The 19,493-nt window shown below is 41.6% G+C and carries 18 protein-coding genes and 1 pseudogene; 14 read left to right on the forward strand and 5 right to left on the reverse strand.

Translation table 11 applies throughout. From position 1 onward, the window contains the following. Window positions 1-146 precede the first annotated feature (146 nt). Entirely contained in the window at window positions 147-2,666 is a 2,520-nt protein-coding gene (dnaX, locus tag HG267_RS11085; protein WP_045869024.1) for a DNA polymerase III subunit gamma/tau, read from the forward strand. A gap of 94 nt (window positions 2,667-2,760) precedes the next feature. Here the strand turns inward: dnaX and HG267_RS11090 are convergent, their stop codons facing one another. After that, window positions 2,761-4,164 (reverse strand): glycosyltransferase, encoded by a 1,404-nt coding sequence (locus HG267_RS11090; RefSeq protein ID WP_045869025.1) that lies wholly within the window; start codon window positions 4,162-4,164, stop codon window positions 2,761-2,763. 761 nt (window positions 4,165-4,925) lie between these two features. Here HG267_RS11090 and ebsA point away from each other — a divergent pair. The 4 genes from ebsA to HG267_RS11110 all read left to right on the forward strand — a co-directional run bounded on the left by ebsA (window position 4,926) and on the right by HG267_RS11110 (window position 8,063). Then, a complete protein-coding gene (gene ebsA, locus HG267_RS11095; protein ID WP_045869026.1) occupies window positions 4,926-5,300 on the forward strand; it encodes a type IV pilus biogenesis protein EbsA in 375 nt (124 codons plus the stop codon). Between the two features lie 209 nt (window positions 5,301-5,509). Further along, on the forward strand, window positions 5,510-6,604 hold the full coding sequence (locus HG267_RS11100; protein ID WP_045869027.1) for a phosphotransacetylase family protein: 1,095 nt from the start codon (window positions 5,510-5,512) through the stop codon (window positions 6,602-6,604). Window positions 6,605-6,816: 212 nt separating this feature from the next. Beyond that, the gene (locus tag HG267_RS11105; protein ID WP_045869028.1) at window positions 6,817-7,320 is read left to right on the forward strand and encodes a DNA recombination-mediator protein A; all 504 of its coding nucleotides are present in this window, start codon (window positions 6,817-6,819) and stop codon (window positions 7,318-7,320) included. A gap of 251 nt (window positions 7,321-7,571) precedes the next feature. Next, window positions 7,572-8,063, forward strand: a complete 492-nt coding sequence (locus HG267_RS11110; protein WP_045869029.1) for a YajQ family cyclic di-GMP-binding protein — start codon at window positions 7,572-7,574, stop codon at window positions 8,061-8,063. A gap of 317 nt (window positions 8,064-8,380) precedes the next feature. On the opposite strand, the gene HG267_RS11115 is transcribed toward HG267_RS11110, so the two are convergent. Further along, window positions 8,381-8,845: a hypothetical protein gene (locus tag HG267_RS11115; protein ID WP_045869030.1), complete on the reverse strand. Its 465-nt coding sequence runs from the start codon at window positions 8,843-8,845 to the stop codon at window positions 8,381-8,383. A 718-nt stretch (window positions 8,846-9,563) separates the two neighbouring features. Here HG267_RS11115 and HG267_RS11120 point away from each other — a divergent pair. Beyond that, window positions 9,564-10,127 carry a tetratricopeptide repeat protein gene (locus HG267_RS11120; protein ID WP_411863269.1) on the forward strand — a complete coding sequence of 188 codons (564 nt, stop codon included), beginning with the start codon at window positions 9,564-9,566 and terminating at the stop codon, window positions 10,125-10,127. On the opposite strand, the gene HG267_RS11125 is transcribed toward HG267_RS11120, so the two are convergent. Continuing rightward, entirely contained in the window at window positions 10,084-11,394 is a 1,311-nt protein-coding gene (locus HG267_RS11125) for an IS701 family transposase (protein ID WP_096621593.1), read from the reverse strand. The genes HG267_RS11120 and HG267_RS11125 overlap by 44 nt on opposite strands. Before the next feature lie 63 nt (window positions 11,395-11,457). On the opposite strand from HG267_RS11125, the pseudogene HG267_RS11130 reads away from it, so the two are divergent. Further along, window positions 11,458-11,652: pseudogene (locus HG267_RS11130) on the forward strand (tetratricopeptide repeat protein); the annotation flags it as partial. Between the two features lie 169 nt (window positions 11,653-11,821). On the opposite strand, the gene HG267_RS11135 reads toward HG267_RS11130, so the two are convergent. Continuing rightward, a complete protein-coding gene (locus tag HG267_RS11135) occupies window positions 11,822-12,220 on the reverse strand; it encodes a hypothetical protein (RefSeq protein ID WP_045869032.1) in 399 nt (132 codons plus the stop codon). A gap of 253 nt (window positions 12,221-12,473) precedes the next feature. Then, a complete protein-coding gene (gene psaM / locus HG267_RS11140; protein WP_071989363.1) occupies window positions 12,474-12,584 on the reverse strand; it encodes a photosystem I reaction center subunit XII in 111 nt (36 codons plus the stop codon). A 156-nt stretch (window positions 12,585-12,740) separates the two neighbouring features. Here psaM and HG267_RS11145 point away from each other — a divergent pair, with 156 nt between their 5' ends. From HG267_RS11145 to HG267_RS11175, 7 genes are all read left to right on the forward strand, one after another. Next, window positions 12,741-14,000 carry an FGGY-family carbohydrate kinase gene (locus HG267_RS11145; RefSeq protein ID WP_045869621.1) on the forward strand — a complete coding sequence of 420 codons (1,260 nt, stop codon included), beginning with the start codon at window positions 12,741-12,743 and terminating at the stop codon, window positions 13,998-14,000. A gap of 284 nt (window positions 14,001-14,284) precedes the next feature. Beyond that, entirely contained in the window at window positions 14,285-16,114 is a 1,830-nt protein-coding gene (thrS, locus tag HG267_RS11150; protein WP_045869033.1) for a threonine--tRNA ligase, read from the forward strand. Between the two features lie 248 nt (window positions 16,115-16,362). Then, window positions 16,363-16,791 carry a hypothetical protein gene (locus HG267_RS11155; protein ID WP_045869034.1) on the forward strand — a complete coding sequence of 143 codons (429 nt, stop codon included), beginning with the start codon at window positions 16,363-16,365 and terminating at the stop codon, window positions 16,789-16,791. A 91-nt stretch (window positions 16,792-16,882) separates the two neighbouring features. Beyond that, window positions 16,883-17,644, forward strand: coding sequence for a uracil-DNA glycosylase (locus tag HG267_RS11160; protein ID WP_045869035.1), 762 nt, complete (start codon window positions 16,883-16,885; stop codon window positions 17,642-17,644). Window positions 17,645-17,712: 68 nt separating this feature from the next. After that, window positions 17,713-17,940, forward strand: coding sequence for an addiction module protein (locus tag HG267_RS11165; protein WP_045869036.1), 228 nt, complete (start codon window positions 17,713-17,715; stop codon window positions 17,938-17,940). Continuing rightward, window positions 17,940-18,230 (forward strand): type II toxin-antitoxin system RelE/ParE family toxin, encoded by a 291-nt coding sequence (locus HG267_RS11170; RefSeq protein WP_045869037.1) that lies wholly within the window; start codon window positions 17,940-17,942, stop codon window positions 18,228-18,230. The genes HG267_RS11165 and HG267_RS11170 overlap by 1 nt, the downstream gene beginning before the upstream one ends. Before the next feature lie 255 nt (window positions 18,231-18,485). Further along, window positions 18,486-19,487: a DUF4351 domain-containing protein gene (locus tag HG267_RS11175; protein WP_045869038.1), complete on the forward strand. Its 1,002-nt coding sequence runs from the start codon at window positions 18,486-18,488 to the stop codon at window positions 19,485-19,487. Window positions 19,488-19,493 lie beyond the last annotated feature (6 nt).

Raw genomic sequence — 19,493 nt, forward strand, 5'->3', positions numbered from 1 at the left:
GCGATCGCACTGTACTATAGCGTTAATCTGCAAAACTTTCTAGAACTCATCGTTAAACGCCAAAGTTCCATCCCAGAGCAACCTATGGTGCAGTTCTGGTAGTCTACAATAGTAAAATCTTCAACTCTACTGGGTGCTATCATCTTATGTCTTACGAACCCCTGCACCATAAGTATCGCCCAAAGAGTTTTGCGGAATTAGTCGGACAAGAGGCGATCGCTACTACCCTCACAAATGCGATCAACTCAGCTAAAATCGCCCCCGCCTATTTGTTCACTGGCCCTAGAGGTACAGGCAAAACTTCCAGCGCGCGTATTCTTGCCAAATCCCTCAATTGTCTGGCGAGTGGTAAGCCCACTGCTCAACCTTGCGGCAAATGTGATGTCTGTCAGGGAATTACTCAAGGCTACTCTTTGGATGTGATTGAAATTGACGCAGCCAGCAATACTGGTGTCGATAATATCCGAGAAATTATTGAAAAAGCGCAGTTTGCGCCTGTGCAGTGTCGCTACAAGGTGTACGTCATCGACGAATGTCTAACTGGCGACTCTTTAGTCTTAACTGATGAAGGACTCGTCAGAATTGACGACCCTACTATTCAGGGCAAAAAAGTTTTAAGTTACAACGAATTATCAGGGAATTGGGAATTTAAGCCTGTTGTACGGTGGTTAGACCAAGGAAAACGTCAAACCTTGGTTATCAAGACAACTCATGGAGAAATTAGATGTACTGGCAATCATTTAATTAGGACAGATCGGGGATGGATAGCAGCAAGGGACGTAAAAGAAGGAGTGAAGATACTATCGCCTGTGAATGTGGATGCGGTAGCCTCATTTACAAATTCGGTACGGATGGACGCATCCGTCGATTTGCCTCAGGACACCAATTTAAAGGTAATCTCTCTAACTCAATCCCGACAATGGGATACAAGTTTGGCAACGGTAGAATCTGTCCACCTCGCTGGGGTTGAGCCAGTTTATGACATTGAAGTCGAAGATAATCACAACTTTGTGGCTAATGGGCTTTTGGTGCATAATTGCCACATGCTGAGTACCCAGGCATTCAATGCGTTATTAAAGACACTAGAAGAGCCACCTAAACATGTAGTATTCGTCTTAGCAACAACCGACCCCCAGCGAGTATTGCCGACAATTATCTCTCGCTGTCAAAGGTTTGATTTTAGACGTATTAACTTAGAGGCGATGGTCAAGCATTTAAGCGCGATCGCCCAAAAAGAAAATATTAATATTTCTCTAGATGCTGTAACTTTAGTTGCCCAAATTGCTCAGGGGGGATTGCGAGATGCAGAAAGTCTCCTCGACCAATTAGCGCTATTATCTGGTGAAGTTACGCCCGATAGAGTCTGGGATTTAGTTGGTTCTGTGAGCGAACGGGACTTAGTAGTATTGTTAAGTGCGATCGCTCAGGATAATGCCGAAGCAGTTTTAGATTGCACTCGCAAAATCTTGGATCGCGGTCGAGAACCATTAACTATTCTGCAAAATCTCGCTGCTGCTTACCGTGATTTGCTAATTGCCAAGACTGCACCCAACCGTCAAGATTTAGTTGTTTGTACTCAGGAAACCTGGCAAGCCTTAATTGCATTGGCTCAAAAGCTAGAAGCCAGCACAATTTTAGCGGGACAGAAAAATTTACGCGAAGCAGAAGTACAAATCAAAAACACTACCCAACCACGTTTGTGGTTAGAGGTGATATTGCTGGGATTATTACCTACTGCCAACATTCCAGTACAAGCCGCCAGTGTACCACCCAGAGTTCCAAAAACAGAAATATCACCTAGCCTTCCTGCCCCATCGCCGCAAAATCAGCAAGTTTCTGCACCATCTCCTGTTTATTCACAAACAAATCACAACCCTCCAGCAGTTGCCCAAAATCATCAAGTTGCTGAACCAACAACAAATCATAATTTAGCAGCTAACTCAGTTTCACAAAGTAGCCCAGAACCTGTATCTATTCCTGTCGAACCGGCAATAATTGAATCAGTAAGTGCAGAAGCTATTGAAGAAGCACAATATGATTTAACTAAAATTTGGCAACAGGTGTGTACCAATTTTCCTCCTTCTAGGCAAGCTTTATTAGGGCAAATGTGCCAACTAGTAGAGTTTAAAGGTAATGTAGCCCGTATTGCTGTCAAAGGCGCAAAATGGTATGAAACACTTAAATCTGATCTGTCAATGATGAAGGGAGCTTTCCAGCAGACTTTTCAGCGTGAAGTTGAAGTAACTCTGGAACAAGTAACCTCTACATCCAGGATTTCGGTTAAAAGGAACGCTTTACCAGCAGACTCTACTCGTGTTCAACAACCACCTACTCCCAGGTACAACAACCAAAACACAACAGTAGCGCCGATACCGCAACCAGAAACCCCGAAAGCAGCACCTGTACCAGCACCACCACCAATACCTGCGCCAACGAGAACAGAGCCATCCTCTACAGGTAGAGGTGGTGTACAAACTTTGCCACCACCAACCCCTACACCAGCACCACCCCCTAGCGAATGGGAAACGGATGAAGTTGCGATCGCAGCACAGCGATTAGCAGAATTTTTTCAAGGACAAATAATCCGCTTGTCAGATGATGCTTTAGATTTTGGCGGTACTATGACTGATTCTGGCTTAATGGATGAAGCAGATTTTGATGATTAAGAAAGCATACAGGGAAAAGGGACAAGGAAAAAAGGGGAAAAGGTAATAAATACCAATTACCAATGCCCCATGCCCAATGCCCCATGCCCATTTTTCATTCCACCCCTGTATGTACTGTTTTCACCCATTTTAGGCGTTTGGGACGGAATGACATTCGGGCGGTGGTACTGCTCATGACAACAAACCAGTGGAACATATATAAGGTGCCACGTAGGGTTTGCAGCAGTAAAACTAAATATGTAGACAACTGGAATTTTTGCCCTTGATGTATCCGATGCAAACCAGTGAACATACCAATCACTGAGAGAGATACAGACAAACCAGTAATTGGGCCGAAGATGGGGGGACGATGAAGGGCGATCGCCATTAATAAATCTGGTATCGCTGCTGTCGGTAAAATATACATAATCAGCATAAAGCTCAATAAATCCCAGGTTTTGCGGGTTCCAAGTCGATTCTTGAGCAGCAAATCCCAGTAATCTAAATAGCGCTGATATCCACCTTCTGCCCAACGGTTGCGCTGATGCCAAAGTGCGATCGCATTGGTCACGCCTTCTTCCTCTACGGCTGGCGAGAAGACACAATCAATATCCCAGTTGTCTAAATGTAGGCGCAGCGTCAAGTCTAAATCATCAGTGATGGTTTCTTCATTCCAACCACCACAACTTTCTAAGGCTGTGCGCCGGACAAATTGACCGTTCCCGCGCAGTTCACCAATCCCACCCAACGCCGTTCGCTGTTGCTGAAAATAGGTATCAACAGCCATTTCTGCCATTTGACCTTTAGTCCAAAAATTCTCTTTGGCATTGGCGATCGCTTTTCGTACCTGCACCGCCCCTACCTGTTCTTTTTGAAATAAAGGTACTACTTGGTGTAACAACTCTGGTGAGACTTGAGCATCAGCATCAAACACGGCGATAATTTCGCCTTTAGTTAGTGGTAGCACTTGATTTAATGCCCCAGATTTACCACCAGTTGCTTGTGCTGAACGTCGGAAAGTTTTCAGTTGTTTATATTCTTTTGCCAGTTCTGTTAATAACTGGGGCGTGCGATCGCTGCTGTTATCGTCAATGACCCAGAGTTCGTACTTGCCATCTGGATAGTCAAGACTGCAAAGACTCTTGACTAATCGACTAATTACTGCTTCCTCATTTTTCGCTGCCACCATTACAGATACAGAAGGTAAATCTCCTTCTATTTTTTTTGGGTGACGGCGGGGTCTGGTAAATACCACCTCCAGAGCGTGAATACCTAGAATAGTGGTCAGTCCCAGTACGAACAAAGAACCCCAGGAAACTAAATGCAGCGCGATCGTGCTACTCCAAACTATAGTCAAAACTAGAGCTGCTTTGCGTCTGCGTCCTTGAAACCGGAATGGTAGAAACAAAGGGTCTGTCTCTACAATTGACTCCTCGGTTGCTGAGAGGTCAGACAACAGAGAGTTGAGCGGAGCCAGCTCGTTGCTAGAATCGTCTTCGGGCCAGAAATTCGCTGGCATAGGTTACTTGATTCCAAAACCACTATTTGTCTAAGCCAATAAAGAAGCTGAGAATCAGATAACACCAAACTGTACAACCTTGAGCAACGTTGAGCTAGCCTAAGATTGGCAGGACTTTTCCGCCGCTTCTCACTCAAAATGAGCCAGGAGAATTGCCTCTTGATGGCAAATCTGGTTTAGGCACAGCGATCGCCAAGTAGCAACAGCTAGTTGTTGAGATCAATCGCAATCACAGCATCTACCTTTAGATAGAGGAGATTTTTGACTCTTATTGCTCTCAGCTTCCATAAAAGCCAATGCGGCCCTATTGTACATGACATTCATACATTTCTTAACAGTAACTTTGCTCTTAATTAAGTATTTAGGCAAAATTCAAGCTACAACTGAAGGTCAAGGAACTATTAACAGCTTGAAATGTATTTATTAATTTTTTTAAGTATTTATAAATTTAAATAATCCCATCCCGACTGCTCAACTAGGACAACATCAAGAATTTTTCCAGCAAAAATATGCCAATGCGAGGAGCATAGCAAACAGAGTTGCACGATCAAGAAATTTTTTTGGGAATACTGAGTATTGAAACCAACTGATATCCCTAGCTAACAACAGTTGTGAAGTTAGCAAATCCACCAAGGTCGGAGTTTTCCGCCCTATCAGACACTCTATAACTAGGGACTGGGGTGCAGAAATCTGGATACTCAGCTTCTTTTCCCCATTTCTTATCCCTAGTTACTTTTACATAACTTGAGGAGCATTTAACGATGTCTATTGAGCAACTCCAGCCAGCTAGCCCGCAACAAGCAAGTGTTTATCTGCCCTACATTCAAGGTAACAAGCGCACTTTCTTACCCTATGCCATCAGTCTTTATCAAAAAGGCGTTTTGGAAGGAAACCGGAGAATCGAAGCTAGTGAAGCAATTCCTTTTGTTGCCACCTGGAATGTTGTCACCCTACCTTCAGACTTAACGCGTTGTCGAATGCAGTTTCAAGGTGATGCTGAACTGAGTTATGAAGTGATGATGGTGAATTCGGAATTTATAACTTATTTAATTGAACTGATGGATAACTATAAACGCAATCGCAGCACAGATTTTTCTCAAGCATTTTATCGCAAACTGCTGCGGATTGAGGAATAAATTAGGATCAACACTAAAAATTATCTAATAAATAGATATTGCTAGTAATATCACAGGGAAAAGGTTTTCTGTGAACAATTCATTCCTTTGAGCATTTAGGCATTCACTTCTGTAACTAAGGTTTGTAACAACAGCGATGGCTAAGTTCGACCTAAAATTAGGAAACACCAAGCTGGTTTCTACTTCCTTTTGAAAATAGGAGTGCATGTGTGCCAAAATCTGCGAAATATTTGCTGATTGGATCAACTGAGACTTACAGTGGTAAATCTGCTACAGTTTTAGGTTTGTCTTATCAGCTACAGCAAGCAGGACTGGATATTTCCTACGGCAAACCATTAGGTACTTGTTGGAATGTATCTGTTGGTAATGTATTTGAGGAAGATGTCCAGTTCATTGCTCATAGCCTTAACTTGGCAGAAAATCGTATTGCATCACCAATACTGGCTTTAGATGAAGCCAGCGTGCAAAGACGCTTAGGTGGCGAAGACACAACAAATTATCAGCAGTCTCTATTACAGCAATATTTGCAAATGTCCAAAGGAGATTTGGTGTTGCTAGAGGGGCCTGGTGATTTGGAAGAAGGTAAGTTATTTGACTTATCTTTGCTGCAAGTAGCGGAAGTTTTAGATGCGGCTGTGTTATTGGTAGCACGCTATAAATCGCTGGTTTCCGTTGAGCCACTTTTATCTGCAAAACAGCGAATAGGCGATCGCTTAATTGGCGTTGTACTCAATGATATCCCTAGCGACCAAATAGAATCGGTCACTACTCTTGTGCGGCCGTTTTTAGAACAGCAGGGAATTCCTGTATTGGCTATGCTACCAAAACATGATGTGCTACGTAGTGTGAGCGTTGGCGAACTGGTTAAGCAGTTGAAGGCCGACATTCTCTGTGGTAGCGATCGCCTAGATTTAATGGTGGAAAGCCTAGCCATTGGCGCGATGAATGTGAACGCTGCAGTGAAATATTTCCGTAAACGTCGGAATATGGCAGTAGTTACAGGCGGCGATCGTGTGGAAATTCAGCAAGCCGCATTGGAAACTTCTACCCAATGTCTGATTCTCACTGGACAATTACCTCCTCCCCCGTTCATCCTCAGTCGTGCTGAAGAACTAGAAATCCCCATTTTATCTGTTGACTTAGATACACTCACCACGGTAGAAATTGTTGACCGCACTTTTGGACAAGTACGCGTTCACGAACCGCTCAAAGTTCACTGCATCCGCCAACTGATGAGCGAGCATTTTGACTTAGAACGCTTATTATCTAAACTGGGGTTAAGCCCAGCAGCAGCCTTACCTTAGGGACTGGGGACTGGGGACTGGGGACTGGGGACTGGGGACTGGGGACTGGGGACTAGGGAGATGAGGAAGATAAGGGGGATGAGGGAGAAGTACCCATTACCCAATGACCTTAAATTATCCAGAAATTGTAGCAAAATCTAACTAAAGTTGGCTTCGCACTTACCCTCTGTTTGGTAAAATAGCTGGGTCGTTTCATCTCATTTAGTCCATCTTTGAGCCAGTCAATAGACCTCATTAACCTCGATACATTAGCGCAAGAACTGGCGACAATCCAGCAAACAGGTTCTAAACGAATTGCTTTGCTGGGTTCCCGTCATGTGCCCATTACGCATCAAACTCTCATTGAAATGATGACTTATGCCTTGGTTTTATCAGGCAATCGAGTCATCACTTCTGGGGCTACAGGTACCAATTCAGCTGCCATTAAAGGCGCAATGCGCGCTGACCCCAACTTGTTAACGGTGATTCTACCCCAAAGCTTGGATCGCCAGCCCAACGAATCACGCCAGCAATTAGAGCAGGTAATGCACCTGGTAGAAAATCCCAGTAACGATAATCTGTCTCTTGCTGAAGCAAGTTACATTTGCAATAAGGAGATCATTTCCCGCTGTCAGCAACTCATTTGCTTTGCATTTCACGACAGTCGCACTCTGCTACAAACTTGTAAAGATGCAGAAGAACAGAGAAAAGTGGTAACACTTTTCTACTTTGACTAATGTGAGGCAGAGTTTCAGTGGGCGTAATTATCAAGAAAAGAAACTACTCATGGTTAATGGGTAATAGGTTCTATTGCCCATAACCTTAAATTAATGCTACTTATTGATTGGGTTGATGACAGACAACCGCCTGTTTCTGCTGTCGTTCAGGTGGCGATCGCAGAGGAAGGGTAAAGAAAGGGGTAGCAATTCCCCATTGACTCATCCCGAATATCTATCCCAAATTCAACATCTTAAACCCAACATTTTTTATGGCTTCTACTTTTTCTTTTGACATTGTGAGTGACTTTGACCGTCAAGAATTGGTCAACGCTGTCGATCAAGTTGTACGAGAAATTAAGGGCCGTTATGACCTTAAAGATACTGCTACTACTGTTGAGTTAGGTGAGCAAAGTATTGATGTGAATACCGATAGTGAGTTTACTTTAGACGCAGTGCAAAACATTCTGCGGGAAAAAGCAGCTAAACGTAATCTCTCTCAGAAAATCTTTGATTTTGGCCAAGTCGAATCAGCTAGCGGTAATCGTGTACGTCAAGAAATTAAACTCAAAAAAGGCATTAGCCAAGACATTGCCAAACAAATTTCTAAACTAATTCGCGACGAATTTAAAAAGATTCAAGCCTCGATTCAAGGTGATGCAGTTCGCGTCAGTGCAAAATCTAAAGATGAATTGCAAGCTGTCATCCAACGCTTAAAGCAAGAAGATTTACCTGTAGCTTTGCAATTTACAAATTACCGATGAATAGCGTTAGGGATTGGGGATTGGGGATTGGGGATTGGGGACAAGGTAAACAACAGACAATTTGACCCTTGAACGAATTTTAGATTTTAGATTTTAAATTTTGGATTTTTGGCGCAGCCTCTCCACTAGGAGAAGATGCAAAATTTGAAATTTAAACAGATCTCAATCAAGCAAATTAATTCGTGGAATAAATCCACGCATCCAAAATGTTTAATTAAAGCCACTGCGGTGGACGAGTTACCCCGCTTTTTGCAAGTGGCGTGCATTGGGTTAATCTAAAATCCAAAATCCAAAATTGATTGACCCTTAACCTCTTCTTACAAAACCTTGTGTGTATGGGAGTGCTGCTTAACGTTATCTTCTTTAGTAACTACTCTGGCAGCATTGAGTATGCGTTTGCGTTCGGTGGAATATTTCAAATCTGTGTAGGTTGTCCCTAAAGGAATCAGAGACTTGGCACTTTCACGACGCTTGTAAGTCCGAGATGCAGCAAATAAACGAGGTACAAATTCATCCCCAAATTGAGATGATTCGGGGAAGTCTGTAGGTAATAAAAGTTGATCCCCGTTGAATACAGAACCTAAAGTTGTCGCATAAGCCAACTTGTATGATGTGGGAATACCTTTCATCACTGCTTCCAAAGCCGCAGAAGGAATAGGTTCAATCACTTCAATTTGATGAATTTCTCCATCTTCCTTGACAAAGCAGGTCGCCAAGCCGATAACAACGTAATCATCAGCCGTGAGATCCGGCGCGTCGGGATAAGAAATTGCAATTGTCATAAGAAAATTTTCTCAAAACTTAAAAGTCAGATTAAGAAACTGGAACCTAGGAAGCGTAAGATGCGAGCCTAGAGGTATACACACTAAGACAGCACTGCAACATTAATGCCTTGCACAGTTCATCCGTGTTGGGCAATTTCAGAGTAGTATAAGGCAAAGCTAAAAAGTTGCTTTTGCCTTCTTTGCATCGCCACTTTCCTGTGTTCTCTGCGTCGTCCCTATTTTGAACGGCTTGTTCGCATTCTACCAAGTTGTTGCTCTCTCTATTTGAGCGTACAAATTTTCGATTTGAGATTGCCGATTTGAGATTTTTTTGGTAATCCTACAGAGCAGCAGGCTAAATGCTTCATCATGTCAGGGTGGGATAAATCCAAAATCACATACCTTGTGACAATGACAAAATTTCCACAATGCAGTGGTTGCAAAATTTGAAATTTTTGAGTCTAAGTAGCCAGCGTAGCCAGGATCAATCTGAAATCTCAGATCCAAAATTGATTGACTAGTCTTTGAGATTGATATTTGCTTTTTCTGGAATTTAACTTGAGGATGAGGTATCCATGATCAGATTAGATCATTGTGTGAAGTAAAGTCTTCGACTGATTAAGGTTTGGATAGTCGAGTAATTATAGACACCTGAATAACTGACATATCGGATCAACCAGCAACAACATAGAAAGTATATTTTAATTCACGAAAAGAGTATAGGCGGCAGGAAAATATGACTAATAACTCCTACTTAGCTTTTGGGGATAAGGAAAATAACTTATATAAATTAGTATCTAATAATACAATTAATTCTCAAGATTTAGTCATAGAAGATAGTTATGTACGCTCTTGTGCTTTAAAGTCGGCTCAACAAGGAGATTACACAAAGGCGATCGCATTACTCAGCCACCTCATTCGCCGTCATCCCCAAAATGCAGTTGATTATAACAACAGGGGACTGGTTTATTTTCAAAGTGGAGAAGCGCAAAAAGCGTTTTGTGACTACAACACAGCAATCCAAATCAATCCGAGTTTAGCTAGCGCCTATAATAACCGTGCCAATTATTACGCCGCCTGTGGCAAATTAGCAGCTGCGATCGCGGATTACGATCGCGCCATCGATTTAAATCCTAGCCATGTACGGGCAAGAATTAATCGTGGCATCACCTGGCGCGAATTAGGGCAATACGAGGAGGCAATTGAGAATTTTGATGTTGCACTACTATTCGGGCAATTAGCCCTCTTTTGTCACTCTAGGCAGAGGAAAAGTAGAAATCAGGGTGAATCAGGGATATAAAAATTGAACTGGTGAGGCTATAAATAATAGATTGAAGTTTAAAAAAACCCAAAGCTAATTGAGGAATAGGAAAAACCGTTAACCAGGGATATATCAGATTAAATAAAGTAAAAGGTTGAATAATCAAACGAAGATTGTTAAGAATGTTCTTCCAGCCATTTCCATTATCCCACCAAGGATGTGAAACAAATTTTGACTCTCGTTGTGATGGAGACTGAAACAGTTGCTCCGAATGCAGACTAACCATTAAATAAGCACTGCAAATAATTTCCCACCATCGCTCAATATCTGGGTAGTGAGTCAGGCGAAAATCTGACCAACCTAATTCATTCTTACTTTGTTTTAACCCGTACTCGACCCAAGTTCTTAAACCGTAAAAATTTCCAACTTCTCTTGGCGTAATGTCTGGATATTTACTCATCACATACCAAGTAGTGTTATCAGGCAAATTTTCTGGATCTGTAGTAATTTGCCAATATCTAAGTTCTCCACGTTTTCCCGGAATAATTTCTCTAATAAATCGATTTTCCCGACTCAAGTCAGAGAATACCCTTTGAAACTTCTGCCACTTTAAATATTGAATATGTTGTCGTGGAAGTATTTCTACATAATGATTTGACCGAATCGCTACTATATAGTTCAAGTTTAGTTCATCTAATACAGATATGAAATTCTTACCACTCTCTCCATATAAGCTATCTGCAAGTACTAAGTTGAATTTAAAACCCATTGATTGTAGCTTTTTTATCAGTATTGCTGCTATTTCTGGTTTAGTGCGGTACTTATCTCCTGCCTGTAATCTTTCCCTGGGTTTATACACTTCAAACAGTAATGGAAATGTCATCCCACAGAAAACACCATATACTGTCACTGCCACAATTCCATTATCTGTTTTTCCCAAATTTCCTATATACTGCCGTTTCACATAATCTGTCTTGCTCCCTTTCTTTTTATCCCCTGTCTCATCAATAATTAAAATGATTGGTCTACCTTTTAGCACTTGTAAAATTAACTCTAACCTTAAGGTTCTTAACTTTTCTATATCCCAAGGTGATGTAGTTAGAAAATGATGCAACCCTTGCTGGTTATCTAATCCTACGATTTTTGCTATTTCTGGCAATGTTTTACGTTTTAGATCAGAAATGCAGCCTACATGGAGATATTTAAAAGCCTCGAAACTCCTAACATCTGGAAACAGACTTTTATACCACTGGCAATATTCGTCCACAAATTTGACTGTTGGTGCGGCTGGACGGGGCTGTACCATGCTCTGTGTCTTGGTTCTAGCATTTTTACCTTATTATACTACTGCCAGAGTGACAAAACAGGGTTAGAAGGTCATATCTGGGCAGAGAGAGGCAGAACATATCATTTGTGGGGAGATTGGAATTGTGCGATCGCTGACTACCGTCGGGCCCTGACTCAACTACCCAATAGCAGAAAAAATGTTATTGGTTGGCGCTTGCGTATCCAACTAGAAAATTGGCTAAACGAACTGCTATCTCCTGAGTCTCCTAGTGCTTAGATGAATTCTTGTAGTAGGAAAAAATCTCAAATTTTTCTGGGAGATAGTCACCCTGTATAACTAAATAGCTAATAGATAATTGATAATGCAGCGTAGTGGCAATAACTATAACAAGCAATATCCTTGGAAGAGTGCTGAGTGCTGAGTAAAAAATACTAGCTCCTAGCCTCTAGTTTCCCGATGCTGATGCTTCATCTGGATTCATCAGGACGATTTGCCGTTGGTTAGGGTCAAATCGGTATGATTGTTGTTGCATAATGCTTTTTGCTTGATGCGGATCAAAGTTGCGGCTAAACTCAGCCTGCAAAACCTCCACACGTTTTTCCATCTGCTTAACTTCAGTCCGCATTTCTCGTAACTTCTCTTGTTGTAACCAGTGATAGGGCAAAAGTTGCACAAGGGCAGAAACTGCTGCGGTTGAGATTGCAATATTAACTGCAATCTTGGCTGTCACTTCCATCGCCATAACTTGATGAGACCTTTGACGAAGATGCCGTTTGGGACGAGGCATTACTTGACGTTTTTGTATCGGTTGTAGCGGAGGACTAGAATGTTGAATCGCGTTCATGATGAGAAAAGAGACCTTGTAAATTGACAGGGAACAGCCTAAAAAGCTGACTTCCAATGATTACAGCCAGAGTTAGCTGCCATATTACTTCATTTTTCGCTAAATGCTACACGTGTATTCAATGCCAAAAAATAAACCTGGCATACGTACGTATGCTTGCTCAAACTGTTGATTGCATTTAGCAATCAATGTCGATCAAGTTTACTTACTAATGCCAGGAATTTTAGTCTAATAACTGTGTCACAGATTGGCTTTATTTGTAAAGCTCTGTAGCTAAACGCCAAGCTAGAAGCCCTGGAAGCAGCGCTACAACTAAAGCGATGTAAACTTGAGAATCTGAGAGAGATGTTACGGCTAGGAACATAGGAAACCTCCTAAACTCAATCGATTATTTGAATAGTTCGTTTACTACTTTTCCTTGTTTTGCAAGAATTGTGGAATATCTTGTAACAAGATGCAACAAAAGCAGTCTGCCATCAGTATCTATTATTTATTCTTTTTAAACAAAATATATAAATCTATGAATTTATTTCTGGGGATAGACTTCGGTACCTCTGGCGCAAGGGCGATAGTAATTGACGCTGAAGCTACCATCCAGACAGAGATCAAGTATCCTTGGGAAATTAGCGATGATTGGGTAGATGTTTGGCAGCAGGCTTTATTTAAGCTTTTAGCGTCGATTCCAGAGGCTTTAAGGCAGGGAATTCAAGCGATCGCCATTAATGGGACTTCTTCCACTGTCTTGCTGGTAGACGCGGCTGGGAAGCCTGTAGACGCGCCCCTACTTTATAACGATGCGCGGGGAGCGGTGATGCTGGAACAGTTGAAAAGCATTGCCCCAGAAAATCATACAGTAGTCAGCGCTACTTCTAGCCTGGCAAAGCTGCTGTGGATGTCGCAGTTACCAACCTTTAACAAAGCTGTATATTTCCTGCATCAAGCAGATTGGCTAGCATTTCTGCTGCATGGACACTTAGGTATCAGTGATTACCACAACGCTTTAAAACTGGGTTACGACGTTGAAGAGTTAAAATACCCCCAATGGCTAGAAAATTTGCAAATTCCTATCCAGCTACCTGAAGTTTTACCTCCTGGTACACCTATTGGCAAATTAACCCCAGAAATTGCCGCTAAGTTTGGTCTAAGCCATGATTGCGTCGTATGTGCTGGGACTACAGATAGTATTGCAGCTTTTCTTGCGAGTGGCGCTAAATCCCCTGGGGAAGCGGTGACTTCCTTAGGTTCAACATTAGTACTCAAACTATTAAGTCGGACTCGCGTTGAAGATGCAAGATGTGGAATTTACAGCCATCGCTTGGGTGACTTGTGGCTGACTGGTGGTGCTTCTAATACTGGGGGTGCAGTATTGCGGCAATTTTTTACTGATGCTGAGTTAAAAAGCCTGAGTAGTGAGATTGATGCCAGCACAGCCAGCCAATTAGATTATTATCCTTTATTGAAACCAGGCGATCGCTTTCCAATTAACGACCCCAATTTACCCCCACGCTTAGAACCCCGCCCAGATAATCCCGTGGAATTTTTGCATGGATTATTAGAAAGTATTGCCCGCATAGAAATGCGTGGGTATGAATTATTACAGCAAATGGGCGCAGACCAGCTAACTCATGTTTATACTGCTGGTGGTGGTGCAGCGAATCATACTTGGACTGCGATTCGTGAAAGATATTTAAAAATCCCTGTAGTTTCATCCAAAAATACAGAAGCAGCCTATGGGACAGCGCTTTTAGCCATGCGAGGAGTAGGGAGTGCTGAGTGCTGAGTTGCAGAGACGCGATTAATCGCGCCTGTACAAAACAAAAGTATTTATCTCCCTCATCTCCCTCATCTCCCTCATCTCCCTCATCTCCCTCATCTCCCTCATCTCCTTTCCCCAATCCCCAATCCCCATTTCCATCAACTTCAGCTGAAGCTGTAAGAGTTGATCTAGCATAGGGAAAAGCCTGTTAAGATGGCATATTTGCCCATGTTATATTTGGGTAGATTTTTCAGAACACTCACTGATCAATCACTTTAGCAATCACTTCGCCAATGGTTTAGCAGCCGATGTCGCCTAATCAAGTTCCCAATCAATCAGAACAACCTGCAAAAATGTATTTACCTCGTAGCAGCGAATCGGAAAACTTAAAAAAAATCCGTCACACTGCTTCTCATGTGATGGCTATGGCCGTACAAAAGCTGTTTCCTAAGGCGCAAGTAACAATTGGCCCCTGGATTGATAACGGTTTTTACTATGATTTTGACAATCCAGAACCATTCACTGATAAGGATTTAAAAGCCATCCAAAAAGAGATGGTGAAAATTATCAATCGCAAACTTCCGGTAGTTCGGGAAGAAGTCAGCCGGGAAGAAGCTGAACGCCGGATTCAGGAAATTAAAGAACCTTACAAGTTAGAAATTCTGGCAGATATTAAGGAAGAACCTATCACGATTTACCACTTGGGAAATGAATGGTGGGATTTGTGTGCGGGGCCGCATTTAGAAAATACCAGTGAAATTAACCCCAAAGCTATTGAATTAGAAAGCGTTGCGGGTGCTTATTGGCGTGGTGATGAAACCAAAGCCCAACTACAACGGATTTACGCTACTGCTTGGGAAAATCCCGAACAATTAGCTGAATATAAGCGACGCAAAGAAGAAGCACAGCGCCGAGATCATCGCAAATTAGGTAAAGAACTCGGATTATTTATATTCTCTGACCTTGTGGGGCCGGGTTTACCTTTGTGGACTCCCAAAGGTACCTTGTTGCGGAGTCTGTTAGAAGACTTTTTGCAAAAGGAACAGCTAAAACGCGGTTATTTACCTGTAGTCACTCCCCATATTGCCAAAGTTGATTTATTTAAAATATCTGGACATTGGCAGAAGTATAAAGAAGATATGTTCCCCTTAATGGCGGAGGATGAAGCAGCTGCGGCTTTAGAAAATGGCTTTGTGATGAAGCCAATGAATTGTCCTTTCCATATTCAAATATATAAGAGTGAATTGCGTTCCTATCGGGAACTACCAATGCGCTTGGCAGAATTTGGTACGGTTTACCGCTACGAACAATCAGGGGAACTAGGCGGTTTAACGAGAGTACGCGGGTTTACTGTGGATGATTCTCACCTTTTTGTCACCCCCGAACAGCTAGACAGTGAGTTTTTGAACGTTGTTGATTTGATTTTGTCGGTGTTCAATAAACTGCAACTGAAGAACTTTAAAGCCAGGCTGAGTTTCCGCGATCCAGCTAGTGATAAATATATTGGTTCCGATGAAGCGTGGGAAAAAGCCCAAGGTGCAATTCGCCGTGCTGTAGAACAGCTAGGGATGGAACATTTTGAGGGAATTGGGGAAGCAGCTTTCTATGGCCCTAAACTCGACTTTATCTTTAGTGATGCCCTAGAGAGAGAATGGCAATTAGGAACTGTACAAGTAGATTACAACTTACCAGAACGCTTTGAGTTAGAGTATGTTGCTGAAGATGGTTCCCGTCAACGTCCGGTAATGATTCACCGTGCGCCCTTTGGTTCACTGGAACGGCTAATTGGGATTTTGATTGAAGAGTATGCGGGTGATTTCCCCTTGTGGTTAGCACCAGTACAAGTGAGATTGCTACCAGTTGGGGAAGCACAAATTGATTTTACAAAAGAAGTCGTCGCGAAGATGCAAGCTTTGGGTATCCGTGCCGAAGTTGATCTAAGTGGCGATCGCTTGGGTAAATTAATCCGTAATGCAGAGAAAGAAAAAATACCCGTAATGGCAGTTGTGGGAGCCAAGGAAGTAGAAACCAACAGCCTGAGTATTCGTACTCGCGCTTCTGGGGAATTGGGTGTTATTGCAGTGGATGAGGTTTTAGATAAATTGAAAACTGCGATCGCTAACTTCGAGAACTTCTAGCAAAACGTTAGCTGGGTAATCACCAGTTAACAAACAAAAGTACAGTCAAAAGTTTGTCTAAAGTAACTTAATTTCTTATGGGGATAGGCAATTTGCCTATCTCATTTTTATGTGTTTAAGTAGTATTAATTACGGTTTTATCTAGTAATACTACTTAATAATCACATTCTAGTAAGCTAATAAGCATTTAAGTTGCATAACCCCAAGGCTGAACCGCTTACCACAAGCAACTCATCCCGGAAAAATGAATGACGATTAGCTTAAATCACAAGGATAAGAATAGAGTGCTGAACGATGATGAACGTTATATTCCTTCAGAAGAAGAATATCTGGAAGCATTTCACTCAATTTATGAAGGATTGACACCAGGACACAAAGCAATTTTGAATAAGCTGTATCAGCACAGTTACTTTATGATAGACAATCACAGATTACGTACTTGGGAGTTATCTGCATCTGCAGGATATGATGGTGACTCTTCTGGACAAATTGGTATTTTAGGTGCAAAATTCTGCAAATTTTTGGGACTAGAATATGACGAATTTAGACCACCAGCACTGGCAATAATTAGTTGGTTTAATGATGAGATAAATGGGTATTGGTACATTGAACTAATTCCAGAAGCAGCTAGAGCATTTAAGCGTTTTCGCCTAGAAACTGTCCAATCTGATAAATAGAACCGGATCGATAGTTTTGTTTTGACTTGCGATCTTGTTAATGGTTATGGGCAAACTACATTGATAGTGCGTCATAAAGAGCTTTTAGTCCATGCCAGAGTATTTGTTTTCTCAATTTAAAGATAACGAGTTTGAAGCTTTGCACAGGGAATTATCTAAAGTTTTTGATATTCCGCAAGTTAAATTGCAAGATTTGTATGCGGTAATGCAGCAAGAGTTTGAAGTAGAAGGCTATCCCGAACATAAACTTACTAGAAATATTTTTCATTCATTCGATGAAAGTTTTAAAACTCGCTATGAAGAATCTTTCGTCATTGGAGTAGATATTCCAAGCATCCTCGAAAAGAACAACAGCGTTCTGAACAAAAAAACAATTGCTATTATCGGACAAGATCCTTTAAGAAAAAGCAAAGTACGATTGGAAAAAATTGGGATTGCAACACCCTATGCTTTGCACTTACAGAATTGTCGTAAAAGGTCACGTTATTTTGATTTGATAAAAGTCCTACTAGATGAAGGGTATCGCGTCTACCTAACGGACATTTTCAAGATTTGGGTCAGTGAGGCTAATTCTGATCGCGGTATTCCTTTGAGTAAAAAAGACCGCACACAATTCATTCAAATTCTGAAGACAGAGTTGGAAATTTTTGAGCCACTTGCGGTCGTTACTTGGGGCAATGTAGCGAGCAGTACAGTTAGAAACATTAATTTAAATATCAAACACCTAGAGTTTCCTCATCCAAGTGGTGCTGCAAATGCTACTTGGCGTAAAATAATGCGTAAACCAGCAACACGAGAAAACCGGATCAACTTTTGGCAGGAAAAAGTTCTTAGCTACTTATCGGGGTTTTAGAATATCCATAACGCACCCTACCGCTACTAGTTAAAATGTAAGCAAAATGTAAGATTTTGCGAGGCGCTATGCGTTCAATTGAGCAACTAACAGAAGAACTCTTAGCACTCCCTAGTGCATCTAGAGCACTCTTAGCAGACAAGCTAGTTGAAAGTTTGGAATTCGATACCGATCCAAGCATTCAAGCTGCTTGGGCTACTGAAGCGATAAAACGAAGAGATCAAGTTCGCAACGGTTCTGTTCAGACCATTCCAGGAGAAGAAGCTTTGGCTCAAGTGAGGCGATTGCTTGAGTAATGAGATACGTCTTTCACCCTCAAGCTCTCACAGAGTATACTGAGGCTGTTCAATACTATTTACAACAACGGGTTGAGGTGGCGCAGGCGTTCATTAATGCTATTGAAGATGCAGTCTATCGAATTAGAGAATCCCCTACTCGCTACATAGTTATTTATGAAGATGTTCGGCGATGTATGACACGCAAATTCCCTTATGGGATTCTCTATACAATCGAGCAAGATTACATTCTTATTCTGGCAGTGATGCATTGTAGCCGAGAACCTGGATATTGGAAAAATCGTAGATAGTAGCAGTTGCTAGCAGGCAAACACTGCACCCCAACTCATAGACCTGCCTCCGTTAAGCTTCACAGTGAAACCAATTTATTGCTTTAATAAAATTAAGAGCGATCGCTTAATTTTTAGATCATCAGAGTTTCCCATACCAGCTGATTAACTTGTAAATTCAGATGAATGTCGTCTTGATACAATGCTTTAACATTTGCATTTGAGTTGAGTATCGGTAATACATCGATATCAAATTTTGATACTACCAATTAATTCATGACAGAGGAACGCGAAAGAGCCGATCAAGATAGCCCTTGGAAAGAAATTTTAGAAGCTTACTTTCCACAAGCAATGCAATTTTTCTTTCCGCAAACAGCTGCATTAATTAACTGGGAACGTCCCCACGAATTTTTAGATAAGGAATTTCAACAAATAGCGCGGGATGCTGAACAGGGAAGAAGATATGCAGATAAATTAGTCAAAGCTTGGCAAATCCAAGGCGAAGAAATTTGGCTATTGATAAATATAGAAATTCAGGCAAAACCAGAATCAAACTTTGCCGAACGAATGTTTTCATACAATCTACGAATTTTTGACAGATTCGGCAAACCAGCAATTAGTCTGGCTATTTTGTGTGATTCGGACTCAACATGGCGACCAAACCAATATAGTTATAATTACCCTGATACTAGGCTGAATTTTGAATTTGGAACAATCAAGCTTTGGGATTACCAAACCCGCTGGACAGAATTAGAAGCTAGCGATAATCCCTTTGCAACGGTAGTAATGGCACATTTAAAAACACAACAAACAACTAAAAAACTCCAAGAACGCAAAACTTGGAAATTTAGTTTAATTCGACGATTGTATGAACAAGGTTGGCAAGAAAAAGATATTCGTAACCTTTATCGCTTCATTGACTGGGTTATGATTTTACCAAAAGCATTAGAAGTGGAGTTTTGGGAAGAGTTTAAACAATTTGAACAGGAGCGAACTATGAGCTACATTACGACAGGTGAGCGCATTGGCTACGAGCGAGGAAGAGAAGAAGGTAAACAAGAAGGCAAACAAGAAGGTAAGCAAGAAGGTAGACAAGAAGGTGAACAAATTCTGGTTCTCCGACTATTACAAAAACGGTTTGGAAATTTACCCGAACAACTTCGCTTACGTATCCAAACCCTTTCTCTCAATCAGTTAGAAGAACTGGGTGAGGCATTGTTAGATTTCACAGCTATTGAAGATTTGTTTAACTGGTTAGATACTCATCAATCAGAGTAAGAATTT

The sequence above is a fragment of the Tolypothrix sp. PCC 7601 genome, assembly GCF_025677855.1.
Classification (GTDB): Bacteria; Cyanobacteriota; Cyanobacteriia; order Cyanobacteriales; family Nostocaceae; genus Aulosira; species Aulosira diplosiphon.